Origin of the sequence: Actinomadura nitritigenes (genome assembly GCF_017573545.1) — a bacterium.
Taxonomy (GTDB): domain Bacteria; phylum Actinomycetota; class Actinomycetes; order Streptosporangiales; family Streptosporangiaceae; genus Spirillospora; species Spirillospora nitritigenes.
This window is the reverse complement of sequence record NZ_JAGEOK010000062.1, coordinates 15846-30916: the sequence shown is the minus strand read 5'-3', so window position 1 is coordinate 30916 and position 15071 is coordinate 15846. Positions and strand designations below refer to the sequence as shown.

The following is a 15071-nucleotide window of genomic DNA, read 5'->3' as shown; positions in this document are numbered from 1 at the left end:
TGGACGGAGGGTTGTGAGAGATCAACCGTCCTACCAGGGGCTCCTTGACGTTCCGGGGCAGATGCACCGACCGCGACCATCATGTGATCAACAGTCACCACACCGCTGCTGAAAAAGGCTCACTGATCTATCTGCTCCCTGAACGCGTCCTGCGGTCACGCGTAGGCGCGTCCACGGTGATGCACGAGCAACTCCACCGCCTCGCCGATGCGGTGTCACCACGCTTGTCGATTCAGGTCATTCCGGATGGGGCGCCGCACCCGGGAAACTCGGGGGCGTTCGTCATCGCCACCCTGCCGGGAGACTCGCGTATCGCCTACTCTGCAGCCGAACCGCACGGCAGGATCTTCGACGGGCGTTCCGACGTTGAACGACTGCACGAACGGTTCGCGGACATCGCGACGTATGCGCTCCCGGCTGACCTATCGGTGGCGCTGATCAGGGAGATTGCGGACGAAGTATGGAAGCCATGAATGCTCATCCGGCGTGGCGCAAGAGCAGCTACAGCAGCTCGCAGGGCGATAACTGCATAGAACTGGCCGACCTCGACGGCACGATCGGTGTCCGGGACAGCAAGAATCCCGAGGGCGGCCACCTCAGCATCAGCCGCGATGGTCTGCGCGTATTGCTCGCTGGGCTGAAGCAGCGGTGACGTCCGCGTAGCGACGCTGTGCCGGTCAGGTTCGGTCGGGGCGGACGATGTACCAGGCGCCGGCGGGGGTCGTCCAGATGAGCAGGCCGGGCCAGATCTGGAAGAGCGACCAGCCGGGGCTCTGCTTGAGCCGGTGATGCCTGCGGCAGAGCGGCGCGAGGTTGCATCGGCAGGTCGGTCCTGGTCGCCACGAAATCGTGTGGTCGAGGTCGCACCTGCGCGACGGCTGGTTGCAGCTCGGGAAGACACACGTGCCATGCCGCTCCTCGACCTCGCGCCGTAGAGCGGCCGGAGGCCGGTAGCCCGGTCGTCCGTGTTCTTCGTCGTCTCCCTGGCAGACGGCGTCGCGACGTTCCGCGAGCTCGTCGTGGATCCGCTGCGCCGCCCGCCGGACGGCGACGGGCAGGGCGTCCAGCGAAACACGGGCGCGCACATGGGCAAGCCGCCGTTCGACCATGGCCGCCAGCGCGGGAACGGCGACGTCGTCGTCCACCTGTGGCGCCGAGAGCTCTTCGGCGGCGCCCGGTTCCTCGACGAGCAGGGCCCGGGCGGCGTCGGGGAGTTCGGCGCCGCTGAGAAGCCGCGGGGCCAGCTCAACGCGGAGAATGCCGAGAGACCGGGCGTCCCCCTCATGCTTGAGGCCGCGGGCCGCGGCGCTGATCTTGTTGTAGACGGCGTGGGCGTCTTCCAGGGGGAGGTCGCACAGGGCGAGGTTCGCGGTGCCGGACGAGTTGTCCCACACCTCCAGCCGCCGCCCGCGCACCGCGTCGCGCTTGCGCTCCTCGACCGCCTCAGGGGCGAGGTGACGCGCCATCCGGGTGATGCGGCGGCGCAACTGCCCGGACGTCTGAGCGGGCGCCTTCTCCAGGGCCGCGGTTTCGAGGCGTTCGGCGGCGTCTGCGGGAAGGCTCTCGGTGACGTCGCAGATGACACGGGCTTTGGCGAGGTCGATGCGCCCCGCCTCCAGCGCTTCGCGCGTGCCGGGCAGTTCGACCGCGAGCCGTTCCGCCAGGCGCACGAGGGTGGCGGCGGCATTGCCCGTGACGGTCAGCGCCGCTGCCACTTCATCAGTGACCGACTCGTGGGAGGTCAGAACCCGGGGATCGTCCTCGGAGCCGCCGACGGCGCGCCGTCCTGCCAGCTCTGCGATCGCGGCCAGTTCGCGGGCCTGCGCCCACGACGTCTGGCGCCGCGCGGCGGCGACCTCCAGCAGTTCGCCGTCGGTCAGATCCTTCAGCGATTCCTTGCCGCCCGACAGGCAGACGGCCAATTGCGGCCCCGGCGGAAACCAGCCCCGCCCTTCCCATTCGCGGGCCTCGCCGACGATTTCGGCGATTTCAACGGGCAACGCCACAGCACAATCACCCCGATCACAATCCTCCATCACATGATAAGGTGCGGCGCCGACAGGAGTGGCAGACAATTTGAACAGGATACATTACCGTCACCACCTATTCGCGAGGATGGCGCCAGAAAAGGCGACTCGCATCCAGCAGCCCCGGCCGGCCGCTTCTACCGGTCGCTTCAGAATGAGATCGGCGTCTCGGCCGGCACTTGGTGATCCTGGTAGGCAGGTTCTGCCTCCGCCGCCTTTGTACGTCCCTCGGGAAGGTCGATGGAGCGGCAGGAAGACGCCGGTAGAGTGACCTGCCATGCACGCGGACGCAGGAAACGCGATGGTCACCGTCCCGCCCGGACGGGTGACCCTCTCGGATCGGCGGACGCGGAACAGTTGGCAGGTCGAGGTTGCGCTGTTTCAGATGTCGGCGTTCCCGGTCACGCAGTCGTGGTACGCACGGGTCACCGGTCAGCGGCCGAGTACCGCCCAAGGCGACCGGCTTCCCGTTGAGGGTGTTTCATGGTGGGACGCAGTCCGGTTCTGCAATGCGTTGTCCCAGCGTGAGGGGCTGACGCCCGCGTATCACCTCGATGCCGACGCCGAGACGGTCGAATGGGACACCTCCGCCGACGGGTATCGACTGCCGACCGAGGCCGAGTGGGAGCACGCCTGTCGTGCGGGTTCCATCGCCCCGCGATACGGCCCGCTGGACGATGTCGCCTGGTACCAGGGCAACTCCGATGGGCGGATCCACACTGTGGGCGGCAAGCAGCCCAACGAATGGGGCCTGTACGACATGCTGGGCAATGTGTGGAACTGGTGCTGGGACGTCTACGACGCCGAGGTGTACGACACCTACCGCGTGCTGCGTGGCGGTGGATGGGCCGACGAGCATTGGAGCTGCCGGGCGTCGGTGCGGCGGCGCAGCCACCCGACCTTCCGAATCGACGACGTGGGATTCCGCATCGCACGCTCCGCACTGCCGTCACGGCCGTGACAGCCTCATTCTGAAACGGTCGGTAATCGGGGCCCTTGCGTAAACCGGCCCGGCCCCGCGAACCTCGCCGACGACTTCGGCGATTTCAATGGTCAATGCCTGTTCACCTCTCCTCAGGCACCGGCCTCGCCGCATCCGCGTTGCGCTCATCGAGTAGCAGCGCGGCGACCGCGTCCGGGGCCTCGCGCATGGCGTCGTGACCGGTCGGCAGGTCGTGGACCCGCCACCCGGGATCGGCCAGGAGCCGGCCGCGGAGTTCGGCGAAGGGCGTCCGGTCCTCCCATCCCGAGCAGTAGACGAACTCCCGGCGCGGGACCCGGGCGAGCGCGCCGGTGAGCCGGGCCGCCTGCAGGAACGAGGCGAGCGGGTGGGGTCGGCGGCGGGGATCGCCGCCGCCCGGTGGCCGGACGGCGTAGCCGGTGGCCGCGGCGCCGGCGGCGAACACCTCGCGGAAGCGCTCGGTCGTCGACGACCAGCACGACTCGCCGTCGCGCGGTACGTAGGCGTCGAGATGCACCATCCGCGCGACCCGCCCGGCGGCGCGGTCGGCGGCGGCGGAGATCACCATCCCGCCGTAGCTGTGCCCGACCAGCGTCGCGCCGGTGATGCCGGCGCGGTCGAGAAGCCGCAGGACGTCATCGGCGTGCGTGTCGAGGTTGGCGGTCGCGACGGTCGCCTCGTCGTCGTCCGGCCGCAGACCGGTCAGGGTCAGCGCGTGGACGGTATGACCGGCACGCTCGAGCAGCGGAACCACCGCCCCGTGGTCCGGCGCCGCCTCCACGCGTCTGGGGACCACTCCGCATGAAGGCAGTGTCACAAGATCAAGCCGTGGCCGGTCACCGGCAGAAGGTCGACAGATGCCCGTTCACCGCCAAGCCGGCCGATCGCCGACACCGGACCCAGAAAATGATTGACGACCTCCAACTGACAGTGCACTATCAAATTCTAGCCAACTGTCACTTAGGAGGACGCCATGACGACGACGCACCCCGAGCGCTCCGCGCGGCGGTGGTGGGCGCTGGCGGCGCTCACGCTGAGCGTGCTGATCGTGGGGCTGGACGGGACGATCATCAACGTCGCGCTGCCCACGCTGTCGGACGAGCTGGGCGCGACCAGCGCGCAGCTGCAGTGGATCGGCGGCGGTTACCTGCTGGCGCTGTCGGTGGGGATGCTCCCGGCGGGCCTGCTCGGCGACCGGTACGGCCACCGGCGGCTGCTCGTGGGCGGGATCGCGCTGTTCGGGCTGGCGTCCGCGGCGGGCGCGCTGGCGGGAACGGCCGGGCAGGTGATCGCGGCACGCGCGGTCCTCGGCCTCGGCGCGGCGATGATCACGCCGCTGTCGATGGCGATCCTGCCGCGCGTGTTCGGCAGGGACGAGCTGCCGCGCGCCATCGGCGTGTGGACGGCGGCGACGGCGGTCGGGATGCCGATCGGCCCGCTCGTCGGCGGCTGGCTGCTCGACCACTTCCCGTGGGGGTCGGTGTTCCTGTTCAACGTGCCGGTGACGGTGCTCGCCGCGGTCGCGTGCCTGCGGCTGCTCCCGGCGGACGGCCCGCGCGCCCGGGACGGCAGGCCGTTCGACTACCTCGGCACGGTGCTCGGCACCCTCGGCATCGTCGCGCTCGTCTACGGGACCATCCAGGTGCCGGGGCACGGCTGGGGCAGCCCGTCCGTGCTGGCGCCGCTCGCCGCCGGCGCGGTGCTGCTGGTGCTGTTCGTGCGGCGGCAGCGGCGGGCGGCGGCGCCGCTGGTCGACCTCGGCCTGTTCGCGGACGGGACGTTCCGGTGGGGCGCGATCATCGCCGTCTTCGTCAACTTCGCGGTGATGGGGCTGCTGTTCGTCGTCCCGCAGTACCTGCAGGCGGTGCTGGGGAACGGCGCGTTCGGCGGCGGGCTGCGGCTGCTGCCGCTGATCGGCGGGCTGATGGCGGCGGCGACGCTGGCGGAGCCGCTCGTCCCGCGGCTCGGCGCCCGCGTCGTGATCCCCGCGGGACTGCTCCTCCTGGCGGGCGGCACCCTGCTCGGCGCCGCCACCGGCCCCGGTGACGGCTACGGCCCGGCGGCCGGGTGGCTCTCGATGGCGGGTCTCGGGTTCGGGCTGGCGATCGTCCCGGCGACGAGCATGGTGATCGGGTCGCTTCCGGAGGACGGCCCCGGCACGGGGACGAGCCTGCTGGAGACGATCCAGCAGCTCGGCGGGGCGCTCGGCGTCGCGGCGCTCGGCAGCGTCCTGAACGCCGGGTACCTGGCGCGGCTGTCGGTGACGGGGCTCCCGGACGCGGCGGCGGACGCGGCGCGCGGCTCGGTGACCGGTGCCGACTCGGTGGCCGCGCAGCTGCACGACACGGCGCTGGCGGCGTCGGCGCACGGCGCGTTCGTCCACGGGATGGACCTGACGCTGCTGGTCTGCGCGGGCGCCGCCCTCCTCGCCGCCGTCCTCGCGATCGTCTTCCTGCCCGGCCGCGGCGGCGCCGCGCGGGGCGCCGCCGCGGAGACGGAGCCGGCCGTGCGCACGGGAGAATTGGCGGCATGAGCACCAGGGAGACCCCGGCCGGCAAGGCGTGCGGCCTGCGGGAGCGCAAGAAGGCGAAGACCCGGCTGGCGATCCGGCGCGCGGCGTTCCGGCTGTTCGCCGAGCAGGGCTACGAGGCGACGACCGTCGACCAGATCGCCGAGGCGGCCGAGGTCTCCCCCAGCACGTTCTTCCGCTACTTCCCGGCGAAGGAGGACGTGATCCTGTCGGACGAGTACGACTCGGCGCTCGTCGACGCGCTCGCCGCGCGCCCGGCGGACGAGCCGGTGCTGCTGTCGCTCCGGCACTCGATGACCGACTCGCTGGGCCTCGTCCTGGAGGCCGACCGGGAGGAGCTGTTCACCCGGATCCGGCTGTCCTTCACCGACCCCGGCATCCGGGCCCGCGCGATGGACGAGCAGCTCCGCAACCAGGACGCGGTGGCCGCGGCGCTCGCGGACCGGACCGGCCGGGACGCCGCCGAGCTGGACGTGCGGTGCGCGGCGGCGGCGATCATCGCGGTCTCGATGACGGTGATGCGGCACTGGGTGGACGGCGGCGGCACCGAGGACCTCGCGGCCCTGTACGACCGCCAGCTGACCGTCCTGTTCGAGGGCCTGCGCCTGTAGCCCGGTCGGCCCCGGCCGCTCACCAGCGCTGGCGGGCCTCCTCGGCCCATCCCGTGAGGCCGTCGAACTCGATCCAGGCGCCGTCGTCGGTGCGGGCCCGCCCGCCGAAGTGCCCGAAGCACTGGTGGGTCTCGCTGCCGATGACGCCGAGCTCGACCCGGGAGGCCCTCTCGTGGAACGGCCGGAACTCCACCTCGACGCGGTCCCCGAGGATCGCCCAGGGGCGGGTCCAGCCGGACCGGTCGTAGGTCCACTCCAGCTCGTCGCCGATCTTGTGCAGGCGGCCGTCGACGATGAGCGCGTTCTCGGTCATGCCGGTGCCGGCGGTCCACTTGCCGCCGAGCTGGAGCGCGACGCCGGGGCCGGCGGCGGCCGCCCAGTTCCACGTCATCCGGTACGGCCACTTGCCGCGCCCGTGGTCGAGGACGGCGAAGGATCCTTCGCCTCCGACGGCGTGCTCGCCGGACGGGAGGACCAGCCGCCCGTGCACGGGCCGTCCCACGTCCTTCACCGTGTACTGGAACCGGGTGTCGCTCCACGGGATCACCACGCCGAGCGACTCGTGGCCGTCCGGCAGCGGGATCTCCAGCTCGATCCGGACGCCGCGGGCGGCGGCGCGCACGGAGGTGCCGCCGGGGCGCTGCCGGATGCCGACCGCCACTCCCCCGCCGCGGACGGCGGCCTCGCCCTCGCCGCTGCGGTCGGGGAACGCGGCGCCGCGCGCGAACGGGACCACCGCGTCCCTGGCGGTCTCCTCGCCGGTCTCGCGGTCGAGCACGTAGATGCCGTGCACGCCCGCGTAGTCCAGCGACGACGCGACGAGCCCGATGATGTGCCGGGGCGTGACGACGCCCCAGTACTCCCAGCGCTTCGCGCGGCCCCAGCCGCGCAGGTTCGCGCGGTGCAGGGGGCGGCGCGTCCAGCCGACCGCCGCCGGGTTGAGACGCCCGTCGGGGAGGCACAGGTCGACGGGCTCGGTGATCTCGCGCTCGGTCGGCATTCCCCGAGCCTAACGGCCGGTGCGCCCGCGGACCGTCCGCCGCCGGAGGCCCGTCCCGGCGGGGGCGGGACGGGCGCGGCGGCGGTCAGGACCTGTCGACGTGGCCCGGGACGGGATCGGAGGCGTGCGGCCCGGCGACGATGGTGCCGCAGCCGCCGCAGGCCTGCCGGACCTGCTTCAGCAGCGTCATCTTGTCGACGGTGAGGTAGCCGATGTTCATCGTGACCGCGGCGTTGTCCGAAACCAGCACCGCGACGGCCGAAATGTTCGTCTTGGTGTAGTTTCCGTAGGCCGTCGCCTGGGCCGGAGTGCCGAACTCGGCATAGGTCATCTGTCCCGCCGCGTTCGGGAACAGCTCGCCCTTCTTCTCGTAGCAGCTGTATTCGCGGTAGAACGTCGTCTGCTTCGAGTACGGCTTGTCGATCGCGAACGTGCCGTCGTTCCATTCGCCGTAACCGCACGCCCGGTCGCCCCCGAGGGCGGTGTCGCCCACCCCTTTGACCAGGTCGAACGTGAGCTTCCGTGGGGTCGCCTTGGCCGGTGCCGCGCTCTTGACGGCGGCGTGCGAGGTCCCCCCGGAGCCCCCGCAGCCGGTGGCCAGGACCGCGCTCACCCCCATGAGCCCCACCATCATCCCCCAACGTGTGCCGGTTCCCCGCATGTCCGGACTTCCTCTCTGAACGGCCTTTACGCGAATGATGGGCAGTTCAATGGCCCAGACGCCAGGGACTCTGGAACGGTTCAGCCCGGGACACGCGGCGCTTCAATAAGTCCATACCTCGGCCAGAGTTTCTTTAGTGCCGGACCGGCGAATCTCACAAAGGTGATCACTGATTCACCCTGGAGCGCGTTCGACCACGACCGGATGCTGGACGCGCTGGCGGCACGGGAGAACTTCCCGGTCGCCGCGCGGCTGCTGCCCGCCCGGCACCGCGCCGACCTGCGGGCCGTGTACGGCTTCGCGCGGCTCGTCGACGACATCGGGGACGAGGCGCCGCCCGAGCAGCGCGCGGACCTGCTGGCCCTGGTCGACGACGACCTGGACCTGGTCTACAAGGGCGGGACGCCGAAGCTGCCGCAGCTGCGGCGGCTGGCCGGCACGGTGCACGCGCACGGGATCCCGGCCGAGCCGTTCCGGCGGCTGGTCGAGGCGAACCGGCAGGACCAGGTCGTCCACCGCTACGAGACGTTCGAGCAGCTGGTGGAGTACTGCGCGCTGTCGGCCGACCCCGTCGGCCGCGTCGTGCTGCACGTGTTCGGCGCCCAGGGCGCCGGGCTGGAGGGGGCGTCGGACCGGGTCTGCACGGCGCTGCAGATCATCGAGCACTGCCAGGACGTCGCGGAGGACCACCGCGCCGGGCGCGTGTACCTGCCGGCCGAGGACCTGCGCAGGTTCGGCTGCGAGGACGCCGACCTGGCCCGCCGGGTGACGCCGACGCGGCTGCGCGGCGTGCTGGCCCTGGAGGCCGGGCGCGCCCGCGACCTGCTGGACCGCGGCGCCGCGCCGCTGATGAGGGGACTGTCCGGATGGGCCCGGGTCGCCGTGGGCGGCTACGTGGCCGGCGGGAGGGCGGCGCTGGCGGCGCTGGCCGGGGCCCGCTACGACGTGCTCGCGCATCCGCCGCGTCCCCGCCGGGCCGCAGTGCTGGCCGGGTGGGCGCGCGCACTGGGAAGGGGCTGAGCGATGACGGTTTCAGAGACGTGTGAGCGTGCCGACGAGGTCGCCGGGGCGTACCGGCACTGCGAGCGGGTGGTGCGCGAGGAGGCCCGCAACTTCTCCTACGGGATACGGCTGATGCCGCCGCCGAAGCGCCGCGCGATGAGCGCGATCTACGCGTTCGCGCGCGGCGTCGACGACATCGGGGACGGCCCGGAGCCGGCGTGCGTGCGGCTGGACCTGCTGGACCGGTCGCGGCAGCGGCTGGTGACCGTGCAGGAGGTGCTGCGGCGGCGCAGCGACGCGCGGGCGCTGGAGGGCCATCCGGTGCTGACGGCGCTGGCGGACGCGGCGGGCCGCTTCCCGATCCCCCTCGCCGCGTTCGACGAGCTGATCGACGGCTGCGAGAGCGACGTGCGCGGCGCCCGCTACGAGACGTTCGACGACCTGCTGCGCTACTGCCAGCAGGTCGCGGGCACGGTGGGGCGGCTGTCGCTCGGGGTGTTCGGGTCGGACGGCCGGCAGCGCGCCGAGGGGCTCGCGGACTCGCTGGGCGTCGCGCTCCAGCTCACCAACATCCTGCGGGACGTCCGCGAGGACCGGATGGCGGGGCGGGTGTACCTGCCCGCCGAGGACCTGGAGCGGTTCGGCTGCACGCTGGAGCTGGACGAGTCGGGCGTGTTCATCGACCCGCCGTGGCGCCTGCACAAGCTGATCGGCTTCCAGGCGGAGCGGGCCCGCGCCTGGTACGCCGAGGGGCTGCGGCTGCTGCCGCTGCTGGACCGGCGCAGCGCGGCGTGCACGGCCGCGATGGCGGGGATCTACCGGCGGCTGCTGGAGAGCATCGCGGCGAACCCGTCGGCTGCGCTGAACTCGCGCGTCTCGCTGCCGACGTGGCAGAAGGCCGTGGTCGCTGCGCGCGCGCTCACGGGGGTGGAACGGTGAGCGTCGTCGTCGTCGGCGGCGGGCTGGCCGGCATCAGCACCGCGATCGCCCTTCAGGAGACGGGCGTCCCGGTCACGCTGGTAGAGGCCCGCCCGTGGCTCGGCGGCGCGACCCACTCGTTCCGCCGCGAAGAGCTGAGCGTCGACAACGGCCAGCACGTGTTCCTCCGCTGCTGCACGGCGTATCAGGGGCTGCTGCGGAGGCTCCGCGCCGAGCACCTGGTGCGGATGCAGGACCGGTTCGACGTCGCGGTGCTGCGGCCGGGCGCGCGGCCCGCGCGGCTGCGCAGGTCGCCGCTGCCGAGCCCGCTGCACCTGCTGCCGTCGCTGGCGCGGTACTCGCACCTGCCGGTCGCCGACCGGCTGCGGGCGGTCCGCGCGGCGGCCGGGCTCCAGCGGCTCGACCCCGACGACCCGGCGCTGGACCTGCGGTCGGCGGGCGCGTGGCTGGCCGAGCGCGGGCAGCGGCCGTGGGCGCGGGAGGCGCTGTGGGGCCTGTTCATCACCGCGGCGCTGAACGCCGAGGTGGGCGACGCCGCGCTCGGCCTGTCGGCGATGGTGTGCCGGCGGGCGCTGTTCGGGCAGGCGGACGCCGCCGACATCGGCGTCCCGACCGTCCCGCTGGGCGAGCTGCACGGCGGACCGGCGCTGCGCCGGATCGCGGAGATGGGCGGCACCGTCCGGCTGAAGGCGAAGGTCGAGGCGGTGACCACCGACCCGAAGGTGGTGGTGGACGGCGTGCCGATCGCGGCGGACGCGGTGGTGCTGGCCGTCCCGCACGAGGCGGCGGCGCGGCTGCTGCCCGCCGAGGCGCTGCCGCAGCCGCTGCGCTGGCACGAGCTGGACGCGAGCCCGATCGTCAACGTGCACGTGGTGTACGACCGGCCGGTGCTCGACGAGCCGTTCGCCGCGGCGGTCGGCTCCCCCGTCCAGTGGATCTTCGACCGGTCGGGGGTGGCCGGGCTGCGCGACGGCCAGTACCTGGCGATCTCGCTGTCGGCGGCGGACCGCTGGATCGACCGGCCCACCGCGGCGCTGCGCGCGGAGTTCGTGCCGGAGCTGGCGCGGCTGCTGCCGGCGGCGCGCGGCGCGCGCGTCCGGGAGCTGTTCGTGACGCGGGAGCGGCGGGCGACGTTCCGGCAGCGGCCGGGCAGCCGCTCGCCGCGGCCGGGGGCGGCGACCCGCGCCCGCGGCCTGTTCCTGGCCGGCGCGTGGACCGACACGGGCTGGCCGGACACGATGGAGGGCGCGGTGCGCAGCGGCCTGACCGCCGCACGCCTGGTCCGCCGCCATCTGGAGGGGGTGAGGGACCGGTGACCGCCGCGTCCGCCACGGCTCACCCGACCCACCGCTTCGAGAGGTGTGATCGATGACGGCCGTTCCGGTCTCGATGACCGATGTTCGCGGGCTGGTCGACGGGGCGCTGCGCGCCGCGGTGGGCCGGCTCGATCCCCGCACCTACCGGGTCGCGGCCTACCATCTCGGCTGGGCCGACGAGGAGGGCCGCCCGCTCGCGGCGCCCGCCGGGAAGGCGCTGCGCCCGGCGCTGGCGCTGCTGTCGGCGCGGGCGGCGGGCGCGCCGCCGGAGAGCGCGCTGCCCGGCGCGGTCGCGGTGGAGCTGACGCACGCGTTCTCGCTGCTCCACGACGACATCATGGACGGCGACCGGACCCGCCGGCACCGCCCGGCCGCGTGGACGGTGTTCGGGGAGCCCGCCGCGATCCTCGCGGGCGACGCGCTGCTCGCGCTCGCCCTGGAGGTGCTGCTTGAGGCCCCCGGGCAGGGCTCGGCGCGGGCGGCGCGCGCGCTGACCGTCGCCACGCGGCGGCTCATCGCGGGCCAGTCCCTCGACCTGGAGTTCGAGACGCGCCGCCAGGTCGGGCTGGAGGAGTGCACCGCGATGGCGGCGGACAAGACCGCCGCGCTGCTCGCCTGCTCCTGCGCGATCGGGGCCGTGCTCGACGGGGCCCCGGAGCCGCTCGCCGCCGCGCTGGAGGCGTTCGGCGCCGACCTCGGGCTGGCGTTCCAGCTGGTGGACGACCTGCTCGGCATCTGGGGCGACCCCGCCACGACCGGCAAGCCCGCCCTGTCGGACCTGCGGTCGCGGAAGATGTCGCTGCCGGTGGTGGCCGCGCTGAACTCCGGCACGCCGGAAGGGGCGCGGCTCGCCGAGCTGTACGCCCGGCCGCCGGACCCCGAGGGCCCCGACGAGGACGAGCTGGCCGAGGCCGCCGCGCTCGTCGACGCCGCCGGGGGCCGGGCCTGGGCCGAGGCCCGCGCCGACGAGCGGATCGCGAGCGCGACCGCGCACCTGGCGTCGGCCGCGCTGCCCGAGCCCGTCCGCGCCGAGTTCCTGCACATCGCCGCCTTCGTCACCCGCCGGGACCACTGATGACCGCGACCGAACCCACCGGGACCATCGCGTCCACCGAGAACGCCTCCACCGAGAACGCCGCGTCCACCGCTTCCGCCGGGACCCGGACGCCCGCCGAGGCGATGGCGGCCGCACGCGACCACCTGCTCGGCCTCCAGGCACCCGAGGGCTGGTGGAAGGGCGAGCTCCAGACCAACGTGACCATGGACGCCGAGGACCTCCTGCTCCGCGAGTTCCTCGGCATCCGCACCGCCGACGACACCCGCGAGGCGGCCCGCTGGATCCGCTCGCAGCAGGCCCCCGACGGCACCTGGGCCAACTTCCACGACGGGCCGCCGGACCTGTCCACGACGGTCGAGGCGTACGTCGCGCTGCGGCTCGCGGGCGACGAGCCGGACGCCCCGCACATGCGCCGCGCCGCCGCGTTCGTCCGCGGCGAGGGCGGGATCCCCGCCACCCGCGTCTTCACCCGCTTCTGGCTGGCGATGTTCGGGCACTGGTCCTGGGACGAGCTGCCGGCGCTGCCGCCGGAGATGGTGTTCCTGCCGCGCTGGTTCCCGCTGAACGTCTACGACTTCGCGTGCTGGGCGCGGCAGACGATCGTCCCGCTGACGGTGGTCGCGGCGAAGCGGCCCGTCCGCCCGCTGCCGTTCGAGCTGGAGGAGCTGCGGTCCGGGCGGGCCGTGCGGCGGGGGCGGCGCGGCCTCCCCGGCTGGGACGAGGCGTTCACCGCGCTGGACCGGGCGCTGCGCGTCTACGAGCGGCGGCCGCTGCCCGGCCTGCGGAAGGCGGCGCTGCGCCGCGCCGGCGAGTGGATCATCGCGCGGCAGGAGCCGGACGGGTCGTGGGGCGGCATCCAGCCGCCGTGGGTGTACTCGCTGCTCGCGCTGCACCTGCTCGGCCACGGCCTGGACCACCCGGTGGTGCGGCGCGGCCTGGACGGGCTGGAGCGCTTCACCATCCGGGACGCGAGGGGCCGCCGGCTGGAGGCGTGCCAGTCCCCCGTCTGGGACACCGTGCTGGCGATGAACGCGCTGGTCGACGCGGGCCTGCCCGCGGACCACCCGGCCCTGGAGACGGCGGCCGGGTGGGTGGTCGGCGAGGAGGTGCAGGGGCCGGGCGACTGGTCGGTGCGCCGCCCCGACCTGCCGCCGGGCGGCTGGGCGTTCGAGTTCGACAACGACTACTACCCCGACACCGACGACACCGCCGAGGCCGTCCTCGCGCTCAGCCGGGTGGACCACCCGGAGGCCGAGCCGGCGGTCGAGCGCGGCGTGCGGTGGATGGCCGGGATGGTGTCCAGGGACGGCGGGTTCGGCGCGTTCGACGCCGACAACACCCGCGCGCTGTGCCGGCGGCTGCCGTTCTGCGACTTCGGCGAGGTCATCGACCCGCCGTCCGCCGACGTCACCGCGCACGTCGTGGAGGCGCTCAGCCACCGCGGCATGGCCGACTCCACGCTGGTGAAGCGGGCCGTCGTGTGGCTGCTGAAGGCGCAGGAGGACGACGGGTCCTGGTTCGGCCGGTGGGGCGCCAACCACGTCTACGGCACCGGGAGCGTGGTGCCCGCGCTCGTCGCGGCGGGCGTCCGGCCCGGGAAGCCGGCGATCCGGCGGGCCGTCCGCTGGCTGGAGCGCCACCAGCGCGAGGACGGCGGCTGGGGCGAGGACCTGCGGTCCTACCGCGACCCGGAATGGGTCGGGCACGGCGTCTCCACCCCCTCGCAGACCGCGTGGGCGCTGCTGGCGCTGCTCGCGGCCGGGGAACGCGGCCGGACCGTCGAGCGGGGGGTGCGGTGGCTCACCGAGCACCAGCGCCCCGACGGCACGTGGGACGAGGAGCACTTCACCGGCACCGGGTTCCCCGGCGACTTCTACATCAACTACCACCTGTACCGCCTGGTGTTCCCGCTGTCGGCGCTGGGCCGCTACGTGAAGGAGACCGGTTCCTAAATGGCCATGCCACTGCGCCAGAGCCTGCGCGTCGGCGGGTACGTCCTGCGGAACAAGCTGGCGGGGCGGAAGAAGTTCCCGCTGATCGTCGAACTGGAGCCGCTGTTCGCCTGCAACCTGGCGTGCGCGGGCTGCGGCAAGATCCAGCATCCGGCGAGCGTGCTGAAGCAGCGGATGCCGGTCGAGCAGGCCGTCGCCGCGATCCGCGAGTGCGGCGCGCCGATGGTGTCGATCGCCGGCGGCGAGCCGCTGATGCACCCGCAGATCGGCGAGCTCGTCGACGAGCTGGTCCGGATGAAGCGGTACGTGTTCCTGTGCACGAACGCCGCGCTGATCCCGCGGAAGATCGACGACTTCGAGCCGTCCCGGTACTTCGCGTGGGCGGTGCACATCGACGGGCTCCGCGAGCGGCACGACGCGTCGGTCTGCAAGGAGGGCGTGTTCGACGAGGCGGTGGCGGCGATCCGGATGTGCCAGGAGCGCGGGTTCCGGGTCACCACGAACACCACCGTGTTCAACACCGACACCCCGCAGACCGTCATCGACGTGCTGAACTACCTCAACGACGACCTGCGCGTCGACCAGATGATGATCTCGCCGGCGTACGCCTACGAGAAGGCGCCCGACCAGGAGCACTTCCTCGGCGTGCAGGAGACCCGCGAGCTGTTCCAGAAGGCGTTCGCGGACGGCAACCGCAAGCGCTGGCGGTTCAACCACTCGCCGCTGTTCCTGGACTTCCTGGAGGGCAGGGTCGACTTCCCGTGCACGGCGTGGGCGATCCCGTCGTACTCGCTGAAGGGCTGGCAGCGTCCCTGCTACCTGATGGAGGACGGCTACGCCGAGACGTACCGGGAGCTGCTGGAGGAGACCGACTGGGACTCCTACGGCCGGGGACGCGACGACCGCTGCGCCAACTGCATGGCGCACTGCGGCTACGAGCCGACCGCCGTGTTCGCGACGATGGGCTCGCTGAAGGAGTCGCTCCGCGCCGTACGAAGCGTGTGATCGACGGCAG

Annotated in this window: 15 protein-coding genes; 11 read left to right on the top strand and 4 right to left on the bottom strand. The window is 73.1% G+C overall.

Annotated features, from left to right (window positions below):
• Positions 1-44: 44 nt before the first annotated feature.
• Both J4557_RS47335 and J4557_RS47330 read left to right on the top strand, forming a co-directional pair.
• The gene (locus J4557_RS47335) at positions 45-473 is read left to right on the top strand and encodes a Scr1 family TA system antitoxin-like transcriptional regulator (protein WP_208274222.1); all 429 of its coding nucleotides are present in this window, start codon (positions 45-47) and stop codon (positions 471-473) included.
• Entirely contained in the window at positions 470-652 is a 183-nt protein-coding gene (locus tag J4557_RS47330; RefSeq protein ID WP_208274221.1) for a DUF397 domain-containing protein, read from the top strand. Before J4557_RS47335 ends, J4557_RS47330 begins: the two co-directional genes overlap by 4 nt.
• A 25-nt stretch (positions 653-677) precedes the next feature.
• Here the strand turns inward: J4557_RS47330 and J4557_RS47325 are convergent, their stop codons facing one another.
• Complete coding sequence (locus J4557_RS47325) at positions 678-2006, bottom strand: HNH endonuclease signature motif containing protein (RefSeq protein ID WP_208274220.1); 1329 nt, start codon at positions 2004-2006, stop codon at positions 678-680.
• Positions 2007-2304: 298 nt separating this feature from the next.
• Here J4557_RS47325 and J4557_RS47320 point away from each other — a divergent pair, with 298 nt between their 5' ends.
• Positions 2305-2988, top strand: a complete 684-nt coding sequence (locus J4557_RS47320) for a formylglycine-generating enzyme family protein (RefSeq protein WP_243777473.1) — start codon at positions 2305-2307, stop codon at positions 2986-2988.
• A 103-nt stretch (positions 2989-3091) separates the two neighbouring features.
• On the opposite strand, the gene J4557_RS47315 is transcribed toward J4557_RS47320, so the two are convergent.
• Positions 3092-3742 (bottom strand): alpha/beta fold hydrolase, encoded by a 651-nt coding sequence (locus J4557_RS47315; RefSeq protein WP_208274212.1) that lies wholly within the window; start codon positions 3740-3742, stop codon positions 3092-3094.
• A gap of 219 nt (positions 3743-3961) precedes the next feature.
• Here J4557_RS47315 and J4557_RS47310 point away from each other — a divergent pair, with 219 nt between their 5' ends.
• Together J4557_RS47310 and J4557_RS47305 are read left to right on the top strand one after the other, a co-directional pair.
• Positions 3962-5521: a DHA2 family efflux MFS transporter permease subunit gene (locus tag J4557_RS47310; protein WP_208274210.1), complete on the top strand. Its 1560-nt coding sequence runs from the start codon at positions 3962-3964 to the stop codon at positions 5519-5521.
• Positions 5518-6129: an acyl-CoA-like ligand-binding transcription factor gene (locus J4557_RS47305; protein WP_208274206.1), complete on the top strand. Its 612-nt coding sequence runs from the start codon at positions 5518-5520 to the stop codon at positions 6127-6129. Before J4557_RS47310 ends, J4557_RS47305 begins: the two co-directional genes overlap by 4 nt.
• 19 nt (positions 6130-6148) lie before the next feature.
• Here J4557_RS47305 and J4557_RS47300 read toward each other — a convergent pair whose 3' ends face one another.
• Together J4557_RS47300 and J4557_RS47295 are read right to left on the bottom strand one after the other, a co-directional pair.
• Complete coding sequence (locus tag J4557_RS47300) at positions 6149-7129, bottom strand: DUF2804 domain-containing protein (protein ID WP_208274205.1); 981 nt, start codon at positions 7127-7129, stop codon at positions 6149-6151.
• An 85-nt stretch (positions 7130-7214) separates the two neighbouring features.
• Positions 7215-7748 carry a hypothetical protein gene (locus J4557_RS47295; RefSeq protein ID WP_208274204.1) on the bottom strand — a complete coding sequence of 178 codons (534 nt, stop codon included), beginning with the start codon at positions 7746-7748 and terminating at the stop codon, positions 7215-7217.
• A 204-nt stretch (positions 7749-7952) separates the two neighbouring features.
• Here J4557_RS47295 and hpnC point away from each other — a divergent pair, with 204 nt between their 5' ends.
• The 6 genes from hpnC to hpnH are packed head-to-tail and all read left to right on the top strand — an operon-like array spanning position 7953 to position 15061.
• Entirely contained in the window at positions 7953-8810 is an 858-nt protein-coding gene (hpnC, locus tag J4557_RS47290) for a squalene synthase HpnC (RefSeq protein ID WP_307800614.1), read from the top strand.
• 3 nt (positions 8811-8813) lie between these two features.
• Positions 8814-9731 carry a presqualene diphosphate synthase HpnD gene (hpnD, locus tag J4557_RS47285; protein WP_208274202.1) on the top strand — a complete coding sequence of 306 codons (918 nt, stop codon included), beginning with the start codon at positions 8814-8816 and terminating at the stop codon, positions 9729-9731.
• On the top strand, positions 9728-11047 hold the full coding sequence (gene hpnE / locus J4557_RS47280) for a hydroxysqualene dehydroxylase HpnE (RefSeq protein ID WP_208274200.1): 1320 nt from the start codon (positions 9728-9730) through the stop codon (positions 11045-11047). Before hpnD ends, hpnE begins: the two co-directional genes overlap by 4 nt.
• 52 nt (positions 11048-11099) lie before the next feature.
• On the top strand, positions 11100-12122 hold the full coding sequence (locus tag J4557_RS47275; RefSeq protein WP_208274195.1) for a polyprenyl synthetase family protein: 1023 nt from the start codon (positions 11100-11102) through the stop codon (positions 12120-12122).
• Entirely contained in the window at positions 12122-14056 is a 1935-nt protein-coding gene (gene shc / locus J4557_RS47270; RefSeq protein ID WP_208274193.1) for a squalene--hopene cyclase, read from the top strand. Before J4557_RS47275 ends, shc begins: the two co-directional genes overlap by 1 nt.
• A complete protein-coding gene (gene hpnH, locus J4557_RS47265) occupies positions 14057-15061 on the top strand; it encodes an adenosyl-hopene transferase HpnH (RefSeq protein WP_208274188.1) in 1005 nt (334 codons plus the stop codon). It begins immediately after the preceding gene.
• Positions 15062-15071 lie beyond the last annotated feature (10 nt).